This window comes from Cytobacillus oceanisediminis 2691, from assembly GCF_000294775.2.
Taxonomy (GTDB): domain Bacteria; phylum Bacillota; class Bacilli; order Bacillales; family Cytobacillaceae; genus Cytobacillus; species Cytobacillus pseudoceanisediminis.
Map to the genome: position 1 here is coordinate 4,293,564 of NZ_CP015506.1, position 21,717 is coordinate 4,315,280.

A 21,717-nucleotide genomic window follows, 5' to 3' on the forward strand; every position below is an offset into this window, starting at 1 on the left:
TCCTGTTTTTACAGGTGTCTTGACACCTATATTTACACAGATTTAGAATTATGACAAGAGGTTTTCATAGTTTAAGAGGAACTTCTTACTTTTCGAAGGCTTTATTTAAAGAGAGAGAGCAGGTGAGAACATGAAATATTTCGATTATGCAGCATCTTGTCCGCTTGATCCGGAAGCGGCAGATGCCTATATTAAAGCCTCAACTGAATACTTTGGCAACTCCCTCAGCCTTCATGATACCGGGAGCGCAGCAGAAGGGCTTCTTGAAAACTGCCGGAGAGAATTAGCCATCCTTTTGGGAGTTGAGAGTGAAGGAATCTACTTTACCAGTGGAGGTACAGAAAGCAATTTACTCGCTATATTAGCCTTGCTGTCTGCCTCTGAAAAATCAGGAAAACATATTATAGCGGGAATGGCTGAACATTCCTCTATTCATAGTGTCCTAGAGAAATTAAGCCTTGATAATGGCTATGAAATTACAGAAATCCCTTTTGGGGCGGATGGCCGTATTGACCTAAAAAAATTAAGTTCGGCCATCAGGGATGATACCGTCTTAATTACCATACAGCATGGCAATCCTGAAATTGGCACATTGCAGCCTGTCCCTGAGATCAGCCAGCTTTGCAGGCAAAGGAAGATATTGCTGCATAGTGATTGTGTCCATACTTTTGGAAAATCAGATTTAAAAGAAGTCGCCAGCTTTGTTGATAGCCTGTCCTTTTCTGCCCATAAATTTTACGGGCCAAAAGGGGTGGGCGGGGTTTACCTCAAACCTGGCAGGCGGTGGAGCTCCTTCTTACCAGGCGTATCACATGAAAAAGGTTTCAGGCCAGGCACTGTGAACCTTCCAGGAATTGCCGGAATGACAGTAGCTGCACAGAAAGCTTATGTAAATTTAAACAGACATAACAGCCATTTCCAAACACTGCGTGAAGCACTGCTGAAGGAGCTTGAGTCTTCACAGGAGAAATTTGTGTTATACGATTTTGCAGGCTCTTACCAGCTTCCTTCTACATTGGGACTTCGGTTAAAAGGGGTCGAAGGGCAATATATCATGCTTGAATGCAACAGACATGGATATGCCATATCTACAGGAAGCGCATGCAGCACAGGCATGAAAACTGTTTCTAAAACGATGATGGCCCTAGGGGTTACAGAAAAAAAAGGAAAGGAATTTTTCCGGATTTCTTTCGGGTGGAATACTGCTGTTGAGGAGGCAAAGTCACTGGGGGAAAAGCTGGCAGAAATGGCCCGGGAACTCGGACCGCTCTAATCTTTTATATTCTGCCGGTTCTTATGTTAGAATGAGACATTATCGGATTATAAGGGTGAGGAAAAATGAAGGAACAAAAAAAGGTGCTCGGAGAGGAGCGAAGGACCTTTCTGCTTCAGCTTCTTAAAGAAAGCGGACAGCCCATTACAGGAGGCGACCTTGCAGCAAAAACAAATGTAAGCAGACAGGTAATTGTTGGGGATATCACCCTTCTAAAGGCAAGAAAAGAGCCAATCATTGCTACGAGCCAAGGTTATATGTATCTTCATCAGGCTTCTCCTGCATCTTCAGCTGAGCGGGTCATTGCCTGCCATCATGACCCCGCGAGGACTGAAGAAGAATTGAATCTGCTTGTCGATCATGGGGTTACAGTAAAAGATGTAAGGATTGAACATCCTGTTTATGGTGACTTAACTGCCTCGGTTATGGTTTCAACCCGTCAGGAAGTCAAGCAATTCATGGATAAAATTAAAGCCACAAAAGCTTCCTTCTTATCAGAACTGACAGATGGCATTCATCTTCATACTCTTTCTGCAGCCTCAGAACGGAAACTCGATGAAGCTGAGAAATTATTAAAGGAAGCAGGATTTCTTATTGACCAGGAATAGCGTTAATCCTTATTATTTTTAAATAAGAAAGGATCCGGATATGTATACCGGATCCTTTTCTTTAGCTTTAATCCTGAAGAACTTTTGTATTTTTATTGCGAAGCTGAAAATATGGATAGCTACCCAAAATCTTAACGCTGCAGCCCAGTGCCTCCAATTCGGCAACTGCTCCGGGGATAAGGACATCGTCCTGCTTCATATCCACGTCAATGATAAAGAAATAATTTCCCAATCCTGTTTTCATCGGCCTTGATTCAATCTTAGTCAAATTGAGCTTCCTCCAGGCAAATGCCGAAAGCACTTGATGAAGTGCCCCTGACCTATCAGCCGGCAGCGTCACCATAACAGTCGTCTTGTGCCCGGCAAACTCTTTGCGGTCTTCATTGATTGACAGTTCTTTACTGGATAATACTATGAACTTTGTATGGTTAAAATCAAAATCATGGATATCCTTTTTAACGATCGCCAGTCCATATACTTCTGCCGCTAATTCATTAGCGATGGCGCCGGCCCGCAAATCTGGATTTTCTTTTACATATTGAGCTGCTGCTGCAGTTGAAGTAGTGCTTTCGCAAGGGATGCCTTTCAGCTCTTTATGCAGAAATTTATGGCATTGTGCAATAGCATGGGAATGGCTATAGACTGCATCAGTTTTATCCCATTCGTTCACATGATCAGGATGGACCATAAAATGCTGGCGAATCGGGGCTGTCAGTTCGCCGATAATTGGAAAATCCACTTCATGGATTAAATAATCCAATGTAATATTCACTGAGCCTTCCAATGCGTTTTCAAGAGGAACTACCGCCAGTTCTATTTCATTCTCATTTAATGCATCAAAACAGGCAGGTATCGTTGGGTAGGCAACGGCTGTCTCATTCGGAAATAAACTCCTTGCAGCAATATCTGTAAAGGTGGCTTTTGGGCCCAAAAATCCTATCTTCACGGTAATTACCTCCTTTTCGTCAGACTTATCATAAATCACTGAAAATTTTCTTTATACTTTACTACTTTAACATATGTATGTAATTTGCAAAATAAAAAACTAAAAAAGGGCAGGGTACAGAGCGCATTTTCTTACGCACCCGTCCCCAGCACCTCTACTTTTTCTACAAACTCCAATTTTCGAAGCCTACCCAAGAGCTCCTCAATCTCGATGCCCATTTCAGTTACATTCAGGGAAAGCGTGACATTTGCCCTTCCCTGGAGCGGAATGGTCTGGTGTATGGTTAGGACATTGCACCCCGATGAAGCCACAACGCCCAATAAATGTGATAAAGTCCCCGATCTGTCTTCCAAATGAAAGAATAAAGTGATCAGCCGTTCTTTGACAACAGTATGGAAAGGAAACACAGTGTCTCTATATTTATAAAAAGCACTTCTGCTCAAATCAACTTTTTGGACAGCATCCCAAACCGATTCGGCTTTTCCCCTTTCGATCATTTCCTTCGCATCCAAAGTTTTCTTCATTGCTTCAGGCAAAACATCTTCGCGAACCAAATAAAATTTCTTATCGAATCTATCTTTTCTCATTTCTCCACCCCGTCAATCGTGAAGGTTAGTCAATAAACTCGAATTCATAATCAAGCAGCTTAACTGTATCACCGTCTTTTGCTCCTTTTTCACGAAGAGCATCATCCACACCCATTCCGCGCAGCTGTCTTGCAAACCTGCGGACAGATTCATCTCTTGAGAAATCAGTCATCTTAAAGAGCTTCTCAATAGCATCGCCAGATACGACGAACACTCCTGCAGGGTCTCTCGTAATGACAAACTCCGTCTGGTCAGCTTCATGCTTATAAAGAACGCGGTGCACACCTGTGTCTTCTTCTTCTTCATGTGACAGCGGGAATTCAGGCGTTTCTTCAAGCTTATCCGCAACGGCAAATAATAAATCCCTTAACCCTTGTCTTGTTAAAGCGGAGATCGGAAAAATCGGATACTCTTCTTCAAGCTGTTCTTTGAATTTCTTAAGATTTTCCTCTGCATCAGGCATGTCCATTTTATTAGCCACAATGACTTGAGGCCTTTCAGTGAGACGAAGGTTATACTCTTTTAATTCTTTATTGATGGTTAGATAGTCTTCAAATGGATCCCTGCCCTCAACAGCAGCCATATCGATAACATGGACAATAACTCTGGTTCTCTCAATATGCCGTAAAAATTGATGACCAAGGCCTACTCCCGAATGGGCGCCTTCAATTAATCCAGGCAAGTCTGCCATGACAAAGCTGCGGCCGTCTTCAGTCTCAACCATTCCCAGATTGGGAACAATCGTCGTAAAGTGGTATTCCGCAATCTTCGGCCTTGCCGATGATACAACCGATAGCAGCGTGGATTTTCCGACGCTCGGAAAACCGACTAAACCAACATCAGCTAAAAGCTTGAGCTCCAGCACAACATCTCTTTCCTGGCCCGGTTCGCCATGTTCGGACAATTCTGGAGCAGGATTAGCCGGTGTGGCAAAACGGGTATTCCCTCTGCCTCCGCGGCCCCCGCGGGCTATGACAGCTTTTTGCCCGTGCTCAGTCAAATCTGCGATTACTTCCCCTGACTCGGCATCAGTTACGACTGTTCCCGGCGGGACTTTAACAATCATGTCTTTTGCATTTCTTCCATGCTGATTTTTAGACATGCCATGCTCACCGCGGGGAGCTTTAAAATGGCGCTGATAACGGAAATCCATTAACGTGCGTAATCCCTCATTCACTTCAAAAACAACATTGGCACCCTTACCGCCATCTCCGCCGGCTGGGCCTCCGTTCGGCACATATTTTTCACGGCGGAAAGCAACCATTCCGTTGCCCCCGTCTCCGCCTTTAACATAAACTTTGACTTGATCGACAAACATATATTATTCCTCCCGTCTGCAGTATGTCCCAATTGTCTGGCATTCAGCCAAATTACAGGCACTGACTGGATCCACTCTTACACTTAAGAAATGCTCCAGCCTGCAGAGTTTCACACTTAGTATTGCTTTTTGCGGCGGAAATCACTCTCTGCCATTCGCAATGAATGGCACAAATAACTCCAGTGCAAGCTCCTCTTCAGCTAATACCTGAACAGCAGCCGTTATGTCATCGTTCTTCTTTTTGAAGAACTGATCCAATTTATCGATATCTGTTAGTATTCCGCTAAAATCAAAAAAGAAACGAGCCCCTTCTTTTTCATGCCTGATGGATACAGATAAATGATTATCATGGTAAGGCTTTACTGATGAGTCCAAAATGGCAAAAAAAGAGCCTGTCCACTCAGAAAGGATAATGTCATCCAATCGGCCGGAAATGGTATCATCAAGCACCTCATATTCAAGCTGAAAGTAGTGGTTTTCCCAATTATAAGTCAATAAAAGCGAAGCAAACTCAGGAAGGTTTAAGTTCGAAAGTCTTGCTTCCTGCTGTGCTTCCACCACGATTTCATCTATGATTTCCTTAGCTCTGTCTACCTTGTTAAGGGAAAGGTTGCCTTTAATTAATTGTATTTTATTCAGCCAGTCATGCCGGGCATGACGCAGCACTTCAATCATATTCCAGTCTTTTTCCATATATGCACTCCTGTATGGTTATTAGGCTGACAGAAGACTGTGCTTGCTGTAAGTATATCAAAAAACATAAGTACAGTAAGCAAATTTATGTTAAATAAGAAAATATTGCTTATGCGAAGAAGAGCTGCTGTCTTCTGGAGCTATAAATTCATCAGATAAAATGTGAAGTGCACTGGCGGATTTTTTTGCCAAAAAAAGAAAACCCTAACCTTGTGGGCTAGGGTTTTCTCGAAAAGGCTTACGCCTCTTGAGCTGCAGGATATACGCTCACTTGCTTGCGGTCACGTCCAAGACGTTCGAACTTAACAACACCGTCAACTTTCGCGAATAGTGTGTCATCGCCGCCTTTACCCACGTTTACACCTGGGTAGATCTTAGTACCGCGCTGACGGTACAGGATTGAGCCGCCAGTTACGAATTGTCCGTCCGCACGCTTAGCGCCAAGACGCTTAGAGATTGAGTCACGGCCGTTCTTTGTAGAACCTACTCCCTTTTTAGAAGCGAACAACTGAAGATCTAATTTTAATAGCATTTATTCCACCTCCTGCTTTTTGAAGGTAATCTTTATATACGTTCCGTAGTCTTCTTCAATCGTCTGCAATGAAACAACCATGCCTTCAAGAAGAAGCTGCACTTTCTCATTCATGTCATCCTGAAGATCAGGAAGAACACAGCGGAGAAAGCCATCTCCATGGCTGATTTCTGGTGTCACGCCGGTTAGGGCATGGACAGCATTAATGGCACCGATGGAAACGGCAGATACGCCTGCACAGACGATATCCTTGCCTCTGTTTGCAAAGAATGCATGACCGCTTATTTCAAACGAATGAATATTTCCGGAATCTTTACGAATAATCGTTACTTCAATCATCTGAATCGCCTGATTAAGCGTTGATTTTTTCAATCACAACTTTAGTGTAAGGCTGACGATGACCTTGCTTCTTACGATAGTTTTTCTTTGCTTTGTACTTGAATACAGTGATTTTCTTTTGACGGCCTTGTTTTTCAACTTTAGCTGTAACAGTAGCACCTTCAACTACAGGGCTTCCTACTTTTACGCTGTCTCCGCCAACGAAAAGAACCTTTTCAAATGTAACTGTTTCGCCTGCTTCAGCGCTAAGCTTTTCGATGTAGATAGCTTGACCTTCTTCTACACGTAATTGCTTACCGCCAGTTTCGATAATCGCGTACATGAACTGCACCTCCTCTTAGACTAAGACTCGCCATCCCAGGCGCCGACACGAAAGCGGGCTTATGTACCTGTTCTGTGCGGTTGTAGCACGGGTGCGCTACAAACATAACATAAAAATCCTATCATATAATGATTAATCATGTCAATAAGAATTATATGATTCTCTTTGTTTGCACCTAAAAGTGACTTTTTTGCGTGCCTATACAATTATAATGCTAATGGGGTTATTAGGGAAGTGGGAAATACTGCACTAAAAAAGCAGGCGGGGTGGTTAAATCCGCCTGCTTTGAACTAACCTAGCTCATTGGCACTGCCAAACTTTCTGATTTCATAAAATGGCTTGCACTTTTCCTTATAGGAAAACATGATTTTTAGTCCAATGCTGTCTTCGATTCTCTTTTTATGGGCATCATTTTCCCCTGAGAATACCGCTGCTGTGTCTGGGGTGGTTTCGATTAAGACAGCTTCATGGTCATTGCCTCGATGTTCCCACAGTTCTCTTTCCAGCCTGAAGGCAATGGTTTCAGCACTCAGCACTCTTCCGGTGCCTTCACATACTTGACACCTTTCGGTAAGTGATTCTGAAATGGCCGGTTTCGTTTTTTTTCGGGTCATCTGGAGGATTCCAAGCGGGGTGAATCCAACAAGTTTAGTGCGTCTTTCATCCTTTTTCAGCGCATTTTCCATGGTGGAGAGGATATGGTTGCGGTCAGATGCTTCTTTCATGTCGATAAAATCGATTAGGATCATGCCGCCTATATCGCGGAGCCGGATCTGTCTTGCAGCTTCTTCGGCCGCCTGCTGGTTCGTTTTTAACACAGTTTCCCTGCGGTCCTGCTTACCGGCGAACTTTCCGGTATTTACATCGATGACTGTTAAAGCTTCGGTTTCATCAAAAATAAGATATGCGCCAGTTTCAAGCCATACAATCCGTTTCAGCGCTTTATCAATTTCAGATTCAACATTAAAAGCGGAGAAGATATTTTCCTTGCCAGAATGCAGCCGAATTGGCAGGCAGGTGTGTTTCTGGAGCACACTCTTCAGTGTTAAGTCGTCCACTGCGATTTCTCCATCGGCCAGTTTCTTTGCTTCTTCTTTAATTTTCTCAATAAAAGAATCCGCTTCGTAAACTTTTCCCGGTTTTTTCTTTCCTTCTGCTGCCCTTAAAAGGTCCCTGTACTCCAGTCTTAGCCTTTCAAGTTCATCTATGAGTTCAATTTCTTTCTTGTTATCACAGGATGTTCTGAAAATCAGCCCTTCATTCTCTTTCTTAGCACGATAGCCAAATTGGCGCCAGTTTTCTCTTGCTTCACTATCCTCAATTTTCTTGGATACAGCAACATAACGGCCATTTGGCATATATATCAGCGAATCTCCTGAAAACTCAAGCACCCCTGACAATCTCGGTCCTTTAGTTCCGGCAGCGTCCTTTTCAACTTGAACAAGTATTCTTTCTCCCTGATGGACAAAAGAAGAGATGCTCCGTTTTTCCTTTACTTGAGATTCTTCGGCAGAACAAACATAGGCTGCCAGTTTGTCCCGGTGTATAAATCCGCTTTGATCTTCCCCAATCTCTACAAAAGCTGCATTCAATCCAGGCATTACTTTTGCAACGGTGCCCAAGTAAATATCCCCTACTGATGAACGCTGCTTCGGCTGATCGATAAATAGCTTCTCGACCCTCTTATCTTTTAAATGTGCAAACCGGCGCTCTCTTGATGCATAATTTACAACTAACATGTCCAAAACTATTTCCTCACTTTAAACCATTATTTATTCATTTCAATAAAAACTCGCTCTTCAGTAAACATAAAGCAAATCTCCAATTTTAGCAGTCAGCACTTTTTCTGCAAAGCACGCATGCAGCAATTCATTTTCATCTAAAGCACCCTTCTCTTTCCCGTCCTTTTCAACTATGATTGGGTGTTTGCATCCTCGCTGAAATCTTTCCAGAACGTCAATAACCAATTCTTCCTCTCTTACAACGATAGGTTTTAATGTCCGGAAGTCGCTGTGCTTCCCATAGTATCTTTCGAGGAGAAAACGGATAAATATGAATCGGCTCTGCTTCCATTCATGATATAGCGAAAACACCAAAAAAGCGAGGACTACCCATATATTCAGGTTTACAGGAGAGGTCAGCAAAGTTAATATTATGAAACTGAATAGACCCGCAGCCGAAATGAAAAGTGTTTTTCTGTGCGCTTCCGGAAATGCCTTATTAAGAGAAAGCCATAAAAAAACAAGCTTTCCTCCATCTAATGGCCATACAGGTAGCAGATTAAAAATCAGGATCATTAAATTGAACTGAATAAACAGGTGAAAAATATCAGCAGATACAAAAGAGAGCTCATAAAATAACAGCGCCGCCCCCATCATCCAAATATGCTGAAGCGGCCCTGCTATAATGACTACGATTTCCTCTTTCAGCGGCCGGTTTCCGTGTTCATCCATTTCCGCTACACCGCCAAATGGCAAAAGGGCGATCTTTTTTATTCTCCAGGAATAAAGGGATGCTGCAGCTGCATGGCCCATTTCATGAACGAAGATAATCAGGAGCAGCATGCATAATTCCATAAAATGAGCAGTTGCGACAGATAGTCCGATAATGGCCCATAACAAAGGATGTATATGAATATATTTAATTAATCCTGTTATTTTATTCAAATGGGATCACCTGGATCGGATCTATAAAATCATCATCTTTTTTAATCGCGAAATAGAAAGACCCTTTTTCTCCATCACCGGTGTCACCTGCAGTGCCAATACCGGTTCCTTTTTCAACATATTGATATAAATTCACATTAATTTCAGCCAAATTGCCATACCAGGACTCACTTTTATCACCATGCTGAATAATAACCGTATTTCCGAAACCATCTTTCTTTCCAGCAAACCGCACAAGCCCTTCACTCATTGCTTCGATGGATGCTTCTTTACCTGTTTCGATTGTTATTCTCTGTCCATTATCATTAAAGTCTTCCAGGATTTTTGCAGAAGCAGGCAATGCATACTCACTGTTTTCTTCAACGTTCTTCTCATCTTTTTTGCCATCTGAAAATGGCAGCAGTGCCAGTGGTTTTCCGAATTGTTCTTCATACCAGCCGGAAACTGCGGCGAATTGAAAATCCTTCTCCATGGCTGCCTTTACAAAATCTCTAGCAGGATCAAATGTCGCAGCCTGGTTTTTAAAAAGAATAGCAGCGAATAAAAAAATACAGGCAGAAGCTAGCAGCTTGAATAGAAATAGTTCCTTTCGAAATAAAGGGTGGTTCCCCTCATCGAGTTTGCTCTCGTATGAAGGCAGCTTACTAAACCCATACCGCTCTTCATCTTCTGTCCAAAGAACTGTTGAATCTTTCTTATTTGAGAATCTTTCTTTCTCTTTTTTTCTCCGCTCAATTCTCTTGCGTATTTCATCCGCTCTTGAATTCATAATATCCCCACCATTTCTATATAGCTCTATTTGTACAAGTTTATGAGTTGTCCAAATAGAGTATGACTTGAAGTGGGTGTCTGAGATAAAAAAATAAACCGGAGAAGTCTCCCCGGCTTTTGTTCGATAAATTATAATTATTTAACACCAAAAAACTTTTTTAGTTTTGAGAATACACCTTTATTCTCTTCTTCAAGAGGCTGAAGCGGAACAGCTTCACCAAGTATGCGGCGGGCGATATTACGGTAAGCAACAGAAGCCTTACTGTTAGGGTTTAATGCAATAGGCTCACCATGATTGGATGCCTTGATTACTTCATCATCATCTGCCACAATTCCAATTAAATCAATCGACAAATGTGCGGTAATTTCATCTACATCGAGCATGTCGCCATTTTTCATCATATGGCTTCTAATTCTATTTATTATCAGTTTTGGAGCCTCTACATTTTCCTCTTTTTCAAGCAAGCCGATAATCCGGTCAGCATCACGTACGGCTGAAACTTCCGGAGTGGTAACAACAATTGCTTTATCAGCACCGGCAACAGCATTTTTGTACCCCTGCTCAATTCCAGCAGGGCAGTCTATGACAATATAGTCATAATCCTGCTTTAATTCATCGACCAGCTTTTTCATCTGCTCTGGAGTAACAGCCGTCTTATCACTTGTTTGAGCAGCAGGAAGCAAATACAGCAAATCATCAAACCGTTTGTCTTTAACCACAGCCTGATGTATTTTGCACCGGCCTTCGACTACATCGACCAGATCATAAATAATGCGGTTTTCCAATCCCATCACCACATCAAGATTTCGAAGGCCAATGTCTGTATCCACCAGGCACACTCTTTTCCCCTGAAGGGCAAGAGCAGTACCTACATTTGCGGAAGTAGTCGTTTTTCCGACTCCGCCTTTTCCGGACGTAATGACAATCGCTTCTCCCATCCTAGCTTCCCCCTTGCAATCTAGTTATATTAGGTCTCAGATGCATTAATACTTGTAATCTATCTACAGTTATTTGATCATTTTCATCTATGTAAGCACATTCCATTTCTCTTTTTTCGTCATCCTGATCCTTGTCTGGAGCCCGGTTAATACAATTGCTGATCCTTAATTGGGATGGTTTCATAAGCGAAGCAACGATCACAGCTTCCTTATTCCCATGGCATCCGGCATGGGCTATGCCTTTTAGCGCCCCCATTATAAAGATGTTTCCACCTGCCATGACAGTGCCTCCGGGGTTTACATCTCCGATAAGAAGCAGATCTCCCGCCACTTCGAGAACCTGCCCGGAACGAATCACCTTCGCAACAGATACAATTTCATTTTCTTCCTTCTGTTTTTCAGCTTCTTCTTTGGTAATGACATTCGAGCTTATAGACTCAACGATCAGGTTCTTCTTTTGCCTTATTAACTCCTTCAATTCTTCCTGCTGCTCTTCTGTGAGATAACGATTGCCGACTTGTACCCTCACTGAAAGAAGCCGGTCTTCAACCGATCTCGAGTTTTCTGAAAGCTTTCTATCAAGTTCTTTCTTCAGCTCTCCATATGAACAGGAATCATCGAGATGCAGTGTCAGACCATCTTTCGTCCCTTTTATTGTAACGTTTTGGTTTTTTTTCATTTCAAGATGTTCACCTCAATGATAAGAAACACATAAGTGCTGGTGGCACTCTATTTTAAAGCAGTCCATGAACTGCTATATTTTCAATCAGCCTCGCAGGGCCATTCTTTTAAAAATAAATTATGTCAATTATCCCTATCCAATTTGCCCATAAAGGTAGAATTCGACAGAAACCTTCTAAATTCCTTTTTTACTAAAAATTATTCATTTAAAAGAAACCGGATTAATCCGGTTTCTTTTAAATGAACTGTGAAATTATATCACTTCAAACAATTAGTCGTTTAAGCTATCTGAAAATTTTTCAGAAAGTCTTTTAAATGGATAAACAGCTAAAATAATGAAAATGGCATTTAAAATCAGAGTTGGCACGAGGCGTGACGATAGAAAAGCTGCAAAAACCATATCAGTATGGTGAATTAATAAGTTCATCTGGTAGACACCGGCCTCAAGGAGAGTGATGCCTAAAAGCACAATGATGGAAGCCATAGCCATATTTGTCTGAAGAATTTTCATTAGTTTAGTTGTAATAAAAGCAATGACTGGAAATAGAAACAGGTAAATGCCGATAATTTCAACATATACAATATCAAAAAGCAAGCCGAATAATAAGCCGTAAAGAATTCCGTGTTTTTTTGAGCCAAAGATGGTCAAAAAAAGCAATCCGGCCAGCAGGAAACGGGGAACAGCTATTTTTCCGCTGCCTAACAAATCATGCGGAGTTATTTGAACAAATATGCTTTCACCGATAAATAAGGCCAGGAGTATGAGAGGAAGAAGGAATCTTCTCACAGTTCCTCCTCCTTCTCATCAACCATTTCCATTAGCTCAGGCTGTAAAGCACCTCTTTTGACGACCATTACATGTCCAATATCGTAGAAATCTGCCCCCGGCTTAACATAGGCGGTTTGAGTGAGACCAAATTCATCAGGAACAACATCTACAACCTTCCCAATCGGAAGGCTCTCAGGAAAAACACCGCCCAGACCTGAAGTAATAACGTTTTGATCCTTTTTTACCTTTGCATCATAAGGAATTCGCTTAAGCAAAAGAAGACCTTTTTCTTTATCATAGCCTTCTATCAGACCGAAAAAGTTATTATCGCCCGCCTGAATTTTTGCAGAGATGCGATTTGTCGGGTCCATTGAACTAAGAAGCTGAACTGTTGAAGTAAAGGTATTGCTGCTTTTCACTTTGCCGATCAGGCCTTTAGACGTAATAACAGCCATGTTCGGTTCAATGCCAGCATTTTTTCCCTTATTAATGATAAGCAATTCATGCCATCTGTCGGGATTTCTTCCTATAACAGTTGCCTGCTTTGGCTCAAATTCACTTAAAGAGTCTTTCTTATCCAGAATCTCACGAAGTTCTGTATTATCCTTTTTCAGTCGCTGAACCTCAGACTCAAGGCGCGCAAGCTCATCCAGCCTTGTCTTTAGCTCTTTATTTTCTTTGTATGTATTTTGCAAGTCTTCGACATTTTCAAAGAATCCTGCCACATAATTCACTGGGCTGGAAACAGCATTTTGTATAAACCCGGTAGTATCTTTTAAAAATTGTTCAGGCCAGGTCAAATTTTCTCTATCTTTTAAAGAAAATCCAATCAATGCCACGAGAATAATAATGCTGACAAGCAAAATAATCAGGCGTTTGTTCAAAAAGAACTGTGGCATCCGTTACACCTCGATTAGTATTTTTTCAGAAAAGATTGCGCCATTCAGGCACTGCTCAACAAAATATAACATATATCTGCAAAATTATCATTTATGGTTCAAGAAAAAAACCAAATTTGAGCCCATGCACTTTTTAAGAAGTGAATGGGCTTTATCATTTTCTTATTCAGGCTTCAATTTATCTGGATTCTTTTGCTTTTGTTTTGAATAAATCGATATGGTCAAGAGCTTTTCCAGTACCAATTGCGACACAGTCCAATGGGTTTTCTGCAATAAGGACAGGCATTTTTGTTTCTTCGCTGATCACCTTGTCGAGGTTGCGAAGAAGCGCCCCCCCTCCAGTCAGGACAATACCTCGGTCCATAATATCTGCTGCCAGTTCAGGAGGAGTTTTTTCAAGAGTATTTTTTACTGCATCCACAATCGCATATACAGTATCATTCAATGCTTTTGAAATTTCTTCAGCAGTAATTTCAATTGTTTTTGGCAGGCCTGTCAGCAGGTCACGTCCGCGGATTTCCATGTTTTCAACACCTTCAGGATCTCCTGCAGAGCCAACCTCTACTTTAACGGTTTCTGCTGTACGGTCACCAATCATTAAGTTGTAAGTTTTGCGGATATAATTGATGATCGCGTCATCCATTTCATCACCGGCAATGCGGATGGATTGGCTCGTAACAATTCCGCCCAAGGAGATGATGGCAACTTCGGTAGTTCCTCCCCCGATATCAACCACCATGCTTCCTGTCGGTTCCCAAACAGGAAGATTAGCCCCGATTGCAGCGGCAAACGGCTCTTCGATGGTATAAGCATCGCGTGCCCCTGCCTGGCGGGTTGCATCGACAACAGCACGTTCTTCAACAGCTGTAATGCCGGATGGCACACAAACCATTACATATGGCTTGCCTGCAAAGAAGCCCTTATTTTTATTGGCTTGTTTAATATAATATTTCATCATGACAGCGGTTGTTTCATAATCCGCAATAACGCCATCCTTCATTGGACGGAGCGCAACAATATTGCCAGGTGTACGGCCGATCATATTTTTTGCATCATTGCCGACAGCTACAATATTTTTAGTATCTGTCTGCAGTGCTACTACTGACGGCTCTCTGACAACAATTCCTTTTCCTTTAACATAGACAAGTGTATTAGCTGTTCCTAAATCTATTCCAAGGTCTCTAGTACCGATTCCAAACATAAATGGTATCTCCCTTTCTGATACAAATTGCTCATTTTCCTAAGTAAGGTATTTTAATGGAATTTTCTTTAATTTTTCTAGTACAATGAGCCTCCAAAATGCGAGGCATCTCAAAAATCATAACCAATATTATAGCGTAACGTCAAATAAAAACATAGTGTTATAAATACCCTTTTTCCTTTAAACTGACAAATTTATTTTCACCGATGATAAGATGGTCCAGCACTTCAATGCCGATTATTTTCCCGGACTCTGCAAGTCTCTTGGTTACTTCAATATCTTCCCGGCTTGGAGTCGGATCACCGCTCGGATGATTATGAATGCAGATAATCGACGCAGCCGATCTGCGAAATGCCTCTTTAAAAACCTCTCTCGGATGAACAATTGAAGCATTCAGGCTTCCAATAAAGATGGTCTTCTTATGAAGCACCTGATTTTTTGTATTTAAATAAAGGCATACAAAATGTTCCTGAGACAGGAATCGCATATCATGCATGACATAATTTGCTCCATCCTCAGGAGAACGGATAGTATATCTGTCGTCATATGTGAGAGTTGAAATCCTCCGGCCAATTTCAACTGCTGCCAGCAGCTGTATTGCCTTTGCCGATCCTATTCCTTTAATGGCCGTTATTTCATCCAGGGATGCATCCTTTAATAGCCGGAGTCCTTCAAAATGGGTAATAAGCCTGTTCGCTAATTGGAGGACAGATTCATCTTTCGTGCCTGTTCTGAGTAATATCGCTATCAGTTCGTGATTGGATAAGCTTTGCGGACCATTTAGGACAAAGCGCTCACGAGGGCGTTCATCCTGAGGGAAATCTTTAATCAATAGAGTATCCGTTTGCATATTTTCCTCCCTAAACTCTGGGGCCAGGAGCTGAGGATGAAAAAAAGTATATTAAGGAAGCGAATATCCTGCTTTCCTTAGTTCACGAACCGTTCTGGAGACAGGAAGGCCGACAACAGAGAAATAATCTCCATTTATGCTTTTTACAAGCATGCTGCCAATGCCTTGTATCCCATATGCACCTGCCTTGTCAAATGGTTCACCGGTGCCGATATAAGAGTCAATTTCTTCATCTGTTAACTCCCAGAACACCACATCGGTTTTTTCATAAAATGTAATTACATTTTCAGGCGTCACGATGGATACACCTGTGTAAACAGAATGGGTGGTTCCAGACAGACTTTTGAGCATAGTGAAGGCTTCCTTGCTGCTGCCTGGCTTTCCTAAAACATTGCCGTCTTTAACTACAACTGTATCTGAGCCAATTACATATGAATCAGGGTGTTTATTAAATACAGCCTGTGCCTTTCTATGGGCAAGCTCCTTCACGATCTCTCCTGGTTTCAGCACTGGATCAAAACTTTCATCGACATCACTGCTGGAGACTTCAAATTGCAAATGAAGATTTTCAAGAAGTTCTTTTCGCCGCGGGGAAGAAGAGGCTAAAATGAGGTTTTGCATGTAATCACCTTACCTTTATGTATCATATTGGGAGATACAGATTAATCGTATCAAAAAATTGCCAGACAAACAATTTTTAAGAGGTAATTTGTAGATATTTTTATCATAAATTATCGAAATGTGGCAAAAAGAAAGAGTCTGTCTAAATTTCCCGAACAGACTCCATTTAATATGTGATATTTCCCAGAAAATATTCGAATCGGATAAAATTATGGCACAATATGCCGGGTCCTTACTGCCCGTCTGACTGGAGCAGAGACTGATAAGCGGCAAGAAATGCCAGCAGGTGCTCCTGAATTTTACCGGCTGATGCAGAATCCCCTGCCTGCTGGTAAGTTTCTATTTGCTTCGAGGCATCCAAAAGTTCCTCTTTTATAGATGTCAGGCTTTTATTTTGAATTTGATCTGCCTGCAGTTCATTCACTGCCTTGCTATGATTTTTTATTTCCTGAGCCGTCTCTGGCGCTATGGAGCTGCCGAGAGAGGCACTGGCAGCGCCTTCTGAGAGGCTTTGATATAAAGCAAGTGCAATGTCAGCCAGCTTTTTCTCTTCAGCATTCAGCCCTTCAATTACTTTACCTTCAAAGGCAACTTCTTTTGCAAATACATCAATTCCTTTGCTTTTTAGATCGGCACCTATTTCCTTCGCCTGATCAAGACTCCCGGATACCCCTAAAAAAAGAAAAGTCTGCTCTCCCATTTTTAATGATTGGCTATAGACTCCTTTTTGCGAGTTCGCTTCCTGGACTTGCTGTGCTGCCTCACTGTTTGACCATACGCCGCCTTGAACTACGTATGCTGTTAATGTTTCTAATTCTGCGGCTGCAGCGGGAGACTGCTGATTTGATGCTGCCGGAGTTTCTTTAATTGGAGGCGCCACAGTTTCGGCTGCCTGATCGGTAAATACCAGCTTCAGCATGATGAATCCGAAGCCAGTCCCAAGCAGAACAGCAAAAAAGACAGCCAGAAAAATGGATGTTAAGAATCCTTGCTTATTTCTTCCCTGGAATTTGTTAGCCAGTGTACTCAAACCATTTTTAGCTGGTGATTTAGGAGGGGCTGCTATTTTATATTCCTTTATATCCGCATCTTCCGTTTCCTCAGGCAGAATCCAGTCAAAGCTGTCATCCGCCTCTTTGCCAGCCGCTGTTTGTATGGATGCGAAAAATTCAGTTTGTTCCTGTTTTTTCTGTCTATCCAGCTGTCTCGGATCCCATGCTTTTTCCTGCATTTCTTCCTTTTTCTCCTGAAACGGACGGTCCTTGCCATTTATCTTAATCGTGATCGTTTTCTCGCTTTTAGGCTTGTCCATATCTCATCCTCCTTCCGTGCCGTTTCCTGAATTGTTTTCATCCTAACATAAGAAAAAAAAAAAATAACAAGACTTTTGTCGTCTTGCTACGGAAGGATTTCGTCAAATTTTTCATTTTGATTTTCAGTTAGATCTAATTTATTTATAGGTATTCCTTCATTGCCATCAGAATAGAAAAATTACAGATTTTATACTCACAGGACTGCGTGAAAGTACCATTTTATCAATTCATTGCCATAAAAGTAAGCAATTATTGTTCCCAAACCAATAAAGGGACCGAATGGAATTGGTTTTCCCTTTTTCACAACTCCTATAAGCATGCCTATGCCACCTAGAAATGCTCCAAACAAAGTGGCTAGAAAAAACGAAAGCAACACAAGCTTCACACCTAAAGCAATACCAATAACTGAGTATAGTTTTATATCTCCTCCACCCATGCCGCCTTTACTGATTACAGCTATAAATAAAAGGAGTAAAAAACCAAGTATCCCACCTGCTAAACTGTCCCACCAAGGAGAAAGAGGAATAAGAATACGTTCTGCTGTTAGGATCACACCAAAAACTAAGAGAACTTTATTTGGAATGATCATATATTTATAGTCAGATACAAATATAATGACCATAAGAGAAACTAGTGTCCAGGCAACAATCACCTCGGAAGTCCACCCTAAAATTAATGGAGCAGCAGCAAACAAAGTACCTGTCGAAAGCTCTGCAGCCGGATATAAGGCTGAAATTGACACCTTACAGCGCCTGCATTTTCCACCTAGAAATACATAAGACAGAATTGGGATAAGCTCCAAATATGATAAAGTATGCTTACAGTGTTTACAATGAGATCTCGGCTTTACTATTGATTGATTTTCAGGAACCCTTAGGCCAACTACATTGTAGAAAGAACCTAATATGGTACCGAATAAAAATAATATTATTAAGAGATTTAGCATAAATATCAACGCGCTGCGCAGGCACAAGAAAGCTGGATTTCCTCAGTGTCCTATTTTATATAGAGGTCCTCAATATTGTGATATGCCCGCAGCTTGTTTCCTCCTCCAAAATTTGTAAAACCAAAAAAATATAAATATACTTGGACAGTATATGTGTATTCTTTATGAACTTCAATGATGTATATCACTAACATTACACCAATACACTATAGGACCAATATATTAATAGGTAAAAAGGTTTATTTTCACAAAAAAATCCTTTTGACAAACAAAAGGATTTTTACTTCACATATTCCGCAACCCTATTTCTCCCTGCCCGCTTCGCTCCAACATATAATGCCCTGTCAGCATGGCGTATAAGGGCCAGTGAATCATCAGCATCTTCAGGTGCAGCAGCTACCCCAATGGAGGCAGTTATATAAACTTTTGTGCTGCTGCTGCTTCCATCGATGTTCTGTTTGAGTATGAATGGACGGTTAGCTATGGTCTGCCTGATAAGCTCTGCCCAGGCAAGCGTATCTTCTTTGCTTGTATCCGGCATTAAGACAACAAATTCTTCTCCGCCATATCTGGCAGCAATTCCTGCTTCATCTATTAAATTTGCCAGCCTGCCTGCCAGTTCGCAGAGAATTTCATTTCCGCTTTGGTGCCCATAAGTATCGTTCACTTTTTTAAAATGATCGATGTCAAGGATGATGAGTGAAAGGAATTCTCTTTCACCATTTTGCAATCTGCTGAATTCTTTATTTAATTTAGCTTCCATATATCTATAATTGAATAGTTTCGTTAACGCGCAGCGCTCGCTTTTGGCTTTTGTTTCCTCATAGTGCTTTGCATTCTCTATTGCTATTGCAAAGTGCGAACATAAAATATCGACAATCATGAGCTGTGACTTTTCATAGGACCTCTTTTTTGCTGAAGAAAGCAGCAGTATCCCCAATACTTCATTGCTCCTGACTATTGGAACACAAATAAGGCTTTCGGCATCTTCAGGCAAGAATTCCTTAGCAATGCTTTTCCATTTCTTCCGCGAATGGAAAAGGGCAGATTTTCGGGTACCCAAAACCAATCCGCTGATTCCCTCACTTTTTTTGGTAGGCTTAAGGTCATTCGGCTTTATTTGTCCATGCTCAATTCGGTAAATGGAGTGAAGTTCATCGTTATCCTTAATATCAAGAATATAGGCATAGTCAACAGGCAACATTTCGCTCAATTTCAAAATAAAAAGCTCCATAACCTCATTCACATCAAGGCGCTCTGCCATTTGATGCCCTATATCTGCGGCTTTTTGAAGGTATTCAATAACCTTTTCACTTGAGTAATAAAGATGAAGAATGATAGAAAGACTTACAAATGGGACCCCTACAAACAGCAGTGCAAGAATTCCCACTTCAGAATATAAAATGTAAAGGATAAGGCCAATCGGGAATGTTATGAGAGAGGTAACAGTTTCCCATATAAGGTCTTTTTCCAGAAAGGATATTTTCCTGCCATACAATGCAGCCTGAATTACACTGATTAATACCTGATTTAAAGTAAAATGGATTATCGGGTATGCTGCAGCAATCCAGAAATATTGGGGATTTTCTATTAGATCTACGCCTATTTTGCCACCCATTGCAAAGTAAGCCAGCCCGCTCAATAAAGATAATGTAAAGAACAAAAGTGAGTTAAGCGGCAGACGAAACAGCTGATCCTTTTGTATTTTCAGCCTTAATAGAAGTACCAGGATCCCCAATTGTACCATTATCATTTCAGCAAAGAGCCCAAAGGTTAAAAACACTGCCATCGTAACCCACTGAATTAAAAAGATTGGTGTATTATTGATTACCATCGGCATGGAAGAAACGAAAAACATCAATATGAAAAAGGCAAACAAACTGATTCCCTGTCCTGAAAAATCTGGAGGGTAAAAATGATAGGTTAGCATGGAACCTGCAGGAAATATTAATATCCATAATAACCATATTATTTTTTTGGCTTGTGAACTAACGATCTTTTCCCCCTCCTCCAATTTATTCAGGAAAATAGTCGGATAACACGAACATTTTATCAAATTTTCTAACTTTTGTCATATTTCATTTATTTTTTCAAAAGATTCAAAAGAATAGGCTTCACTTCTGAGAGGAAGTAAAGTGATCCGGTAATAACCAGTACGCTGTTTTTTCCTGCTTCACGAAGTTCAGCCTCCAATAGCTCCTTCCAGTCCGTATGAAACTGTCTCCTGCTGTTTTTACTGAGATTATATAAATCTTCAGCTGCTGCTGCTCTCGGAAACTCAAATTCGGTAAAGGTGATGCGATCTGCAGCAGAATCAAGCTTACCGATCATTTTATCAAGCTTTTTATCAGCAAGTGCAGCGAATACAATATTTTTGCTTTTATCCTCAAAACGGTTGTTCAGCTCAGCAGTTAAGGCAGCTATCCCTTCTTCATTATGCGCTCCATCTATTACTACCAGCGGGTCTTCAGATAGAATTTCAAATCGCCCGGGCCAGAAAGCTTTTTTCAATCCCGCTCTAATATGATTTACCTCTATAAGGAAAGAATAAAATTTATTCAATAGCTCTGCTGCCATTACAGCAAGGGAAGCATTTTCAGTCTGGTGTTTTCCGCTCATTCCTGTCTCAAGATCAGGGAAGTTCTGAAAGACTGTCTTAAGGGAGAAGAATTCTCCCAGGTCCAGGGATTTATGATCAGAAATAGCAAACTCATTCCCCAGCTGATAAACTGGTGACTTCATGCTTAAAGCTTTATCTTGAATAACAGCGAGCGCTTCTTCTTGTTTAACAGCTGTAATCACACTGACTCCAGGTTTAATGATTCCCGCTTTTTCAAAAGCGATTTCCTCGTATGTATTCCCAAGGATAGCTGTATGGTCGAGTCCGATGCTTGTAATGATTGATAATATAGGATAGATGATGTTCGTAGAGTCATACCTTCCGCCAAGGCCCACTTCAAACAAAACGAGATCCACCGGCTGTACATGGCCAAAATATTGGAAAGCCATGGCGGTAATGATTTCAAACTCGGTTGGACCGCCGAGTTCCGTCTGTTCCAATTCAATCGCAAGCGGATATATATCATTAGCAAGCCGAACAAGATCTTCATCGTTAATTGGAATTCCGTTCAGAGAAATCCGTTCATTAAATTTCTCAAAATATGGCGATGTAAAAGTTCCGACAGAATAACCCGCCTCCTGAAGAATGGATCTTAGAAACGTTACAGTTGAGCCTTTACCATTCGTTCCGCCAATATGGATGGACTTAATTCTTCTTTCGGGATGCCCGAGTTTTTCCATCATCCATTCCATCCTTTGCAGTCCCGGCTTCATCCCAAGTCTTAGCCTTGAATGAATCCATTCCAGTGCTTCCTCATAAGTAGAAAACATATATAAATGCACCTCCGTTATACAGGAAGGAAGACGAATCCTTCATATGGACC

Annotated in this window: 23 protein-coding genes and 1 other annotated feature; of the genes, 2 read left to right on the top strand and 21 right to left on the bottom strand. The window is 41.4% G+C overall.

The genetic code is table 11. The features are described 5' to 3' along the window. Positions 1-130 precede the first annotated feature (130 nt). Together A361_RS21620 and A361_RS21625 are read left to right on the top strand one after the other, a co-directional pair. Entirely contained in the window at positions 131-1,273 is a 1,143-nt protein-coding gene (locus A361_RS21620; RefSeq protein WP_019380308.1) for an IscS subfamily cysteine desulfurase, read from the top strand. Positions 1,274-1,338: 65 nt separating this feature from the next. Further along, entirely contained in the window at positions 1,339-1,881 is a 543-nt protein-coding gene (locus tag A361_RS21625; RefSeq protein ID WP_009333110.1) for a transcription repressor NadR, read from the top strand. 67 nt (positions 1,882-1,948) lie between these two features. On the opposite strand, the gene pheA is transcribed toward A361_RS21625, so the two are convergent. From pheA to A361_RS21730, 21 genes are all read right to left on the bottom strand, one after another. Further along, the gene (pheA, locus tag A361_RS21630) at positions 1,949-2,827 is read right to left on the bottom strand and encodes a prephenate dehydratase (RefSeq protein ID WP_019380307.1); all 879 of its coding nucleotides are present in this window, start codon (positions 2,825-2,827) and stop codon (positions 1,949-1,951) included. Positions 2,828-2,958: 131 nt separating this feature from the next. Continuing rightward, positions 2,959-3,414: an ACT domain-containing protein gene (locus A361_RS21635; protein ID WP_009333112.1), complete on the bottom strand. Its 456-nt coding sequence runs from the start codon at positions 3,412-3,414 to the stop codon at positions 2,959-2,961. A 25-nt stretch (positions 3,415-3,439) separates the two neighbouring features. Next, a complete protein-coding gene (obgE, locus tag A361_RS21640) occupies positions 3,440-4,732 on the bottom strand; it encodes a GTPase ObgE (RefSeq protein ID WP_009333113.1) in 1,293 nt (430 codons plus the stop codon). A gap of 141 nt (positions 4,733-4,873) precedes the next feature. After that, positions 4,874-5,425 carry a sporulation initiation phosphotransferase B gene (locus tag A361_RS21645; protein WP_009333114.1) on the bottom strand — a complete coding sequence of 184 codons (552 nt, stop codon included), beginning with the start codon at positions 5,423-5,425 and terminating at the stop codon, positions 4,874-4,876. 238 nt (positions 5,426-5,663) lie between these two features. Then, complete coding sequence (gene rpmA, locus A361_RS21650) at positions 5,664-5,957, bottom strand: 50S ribosomal protein L27 (protein WP_009333115.1); 294 nt, start codon at positions 5,955-5,957, stop codon at positions 5,664-5,666. Beyond that, positions 5,958-6,296: a ribosomal-processing cysteine protease Prp gene (locus A361_RS21655; RefSeq protein ID WP_009333116.1), complete on the bottom strand. Its 339-nt coding sequence runs from the start codon at positions 6,294-6,296 to the stop codon at positions 5,958-5,960. A gap of 13 nt (positions 6,297-6,309) precedes the next feature. Further along, positions 6,310-6,618, bottom strand: a complete 309-nt coding sequence (gene rplU, locus A361_RS21660; RefSeq protein ID WP_009333117.1) for a 50S ribosomal protein L21 — start codon at positions 6,616-6,618, stop codon at positions 6,310-6,312. A 13-nt stretch (positions 6,619-6,631) separates the two neighbouring features. After that, positions 6,632-6,710: a sequence feature (ribosomal protein L21 leader region), on the bottom strand. Between the two features lie 198 nt (positions 6,711-6,908). After that, the gene (locus tag A361_RS21665) at positions 6,909-8,357 is read right to left on the bottom strand and encodes an Rne/Rng family ribonuclease (protein WP_019380306.1); all 1,449 of its coding nucleotides are present in this window, start codon (positions 8,355-8,357) and stop codon (positions 6,909-6,911) included. 60 nt (positions 8,358-8,417) lie between these two features. Beyond that, the gene (locus tag A361_RS21670; RefSeq protein WP_009333121.1) at positions 8,418-9,284 is read right to left on the bottom strand and encodes a M50 family metallopeptidase; all 867 of its coding nucleotides are present in this window, start codon (positions 9,282-9,284) and stop codon (positions 8,418-8,420) included. Then, positions 9,277-10,053, bottom strand: coding sequence for a M23 family metallopeptidase (locus tag A361_RS21675; protein WP_009333122.1), 777 nt, complete (start codon positions 10,051-10,053; stop codon positions 9,277-9,279). Before A361_RS21675 ends, A361_RS21670 begins: the two co-directional genes overlap by 8 nt. Before the next feature lie 137 nt (positions 10,054-10,190). Beyond that, positions 10,191-10,994, bottom strand: a complete 804-nt coding sequence (minD, locus tag A361_RS21680; protein ID WP_019380305.1) for a septum site-determining protein MinD — start codon at positions 10,992-10,994, stop codon at positions 10,191-10,193. Between the two features lies 1 nt (position 10,995). Beyond that, a complete protein-coding gene (gene minC, locus A361_RS21685; protein ID WP_009333124.1) occupies positions 10,996-11,673 on the bottom strand; it encodes a septum site-determining protein MinC in 678 nt (225 codons plus the stop codon). A gap of 273 nt (positions 11,674-11,946) precedes the next feature. Beyond that, complete coding sequence (gene mreD / locus A361_RS21690; protein ID WP_019380304.1) at positions 11,947-12,462, bottom strand: rod shape-determining protein MreD; 516 nt, start codon at positions 12,460-12,462, stop codon at positions 11,947-11,949. Next, positions 12,459-13,343 carry a rod shape-determining protein MreC gene (mreC, locus tag A361_RS21695; protein ID WP_019380303.1) on the bottom strand — a complete coding sequence of 295 codons (885 nt, stop codon included), beginning with the start codon at positions 13,341-13,343 and terminating at the stop codon, positions 12,459-12,461. The genes mreD and mreC overlap by 4 nt, the downstream gene beginning before the upstream one ends. Positions 13,344-13,521: 178 nt before the next feature. Then, entirely contained in the window at positions 13,522-14,544 is a 1,023-nt protein-coding gene (locus A361_RS21700; RefSeq protein WP_009333129.1) for a rod shape-determining protein, read from the bottom strand. Positions 14,545-14,704: 160 nt separating this feature from the next. Beyond that, positions 14,705-15,394 (bottom strand): RadC family protein, encoded by a 690-nt coding sequence (gene radC, locus A361_RS21705; protein ID WP_009333132.1) that lies wholly within the window; start codon positions 15,392-15,394, stop codon positions 14,705-14,707. 51 nt (positions 15,395-15,445) lie between these two features. Continuing rightward, positions 15,446-16,015: a Maf family protein gene (locus A361_RS21710; protein WP_019380302.1), complete on the bottom strand. Its 570-nt coding sequence runs from the start codon at positions 16,013-16,015 to the stop codon at positions 15,446-15,448. Positions 16,016-16,247: 232 nt separating this feature from the next. Beyond that, on the bottom strand, positions 16,248-17,327 hold the full coding sequence (locus A361_RS21715) for an SPOR domain-containing protein (protein ID WP_019380301.1): 1,080 nt from the start codon (positions 17,325-17,327) through the stop codon (positions 16,248-16,250). A gap of 194 nt (positions 17,328-17,521) precedes the next feature. Next, positions 17,522-18,274, bottom strand: coding sequence for a prepilin peptidase (locus A361_RS21720; protein ID WP_026041594.1), 753 nt, complete (start codon positions 18,272-18,274; stop codon positions 17,522-17,524). 280 nt (positions 18,275-18,554) lie between these two features. Next, complete coding sequence (locus A361_RS21725) at positions 18,555-20,204, bottom strand: sensor domain-containing diguanylate cyclase (protein WP_019380298.1); 1,650 nt, start codon at positions 20,202-20,204, stop codon at positions 18,555-18,557. A gap of 152 nt (positions 20,205-20,356) precedes the next feature. After that, positions 20,357-21,664 carry a bifunctional folylpolyglutamate synthase/dihydrofolate synthase gene (locus tag A361_RS21730; RefSeq protein WP_019380297.1) on the bottom strand — a complete coding sequence of 436 codons (1,308 nt, stop codon included), beginning with the start codon at positions 21,662-21,664 and terminating at the stop codon, positions 20,357-20,359. Positions 21,665-21,717 lie beyond the last annotated feature (53 nt).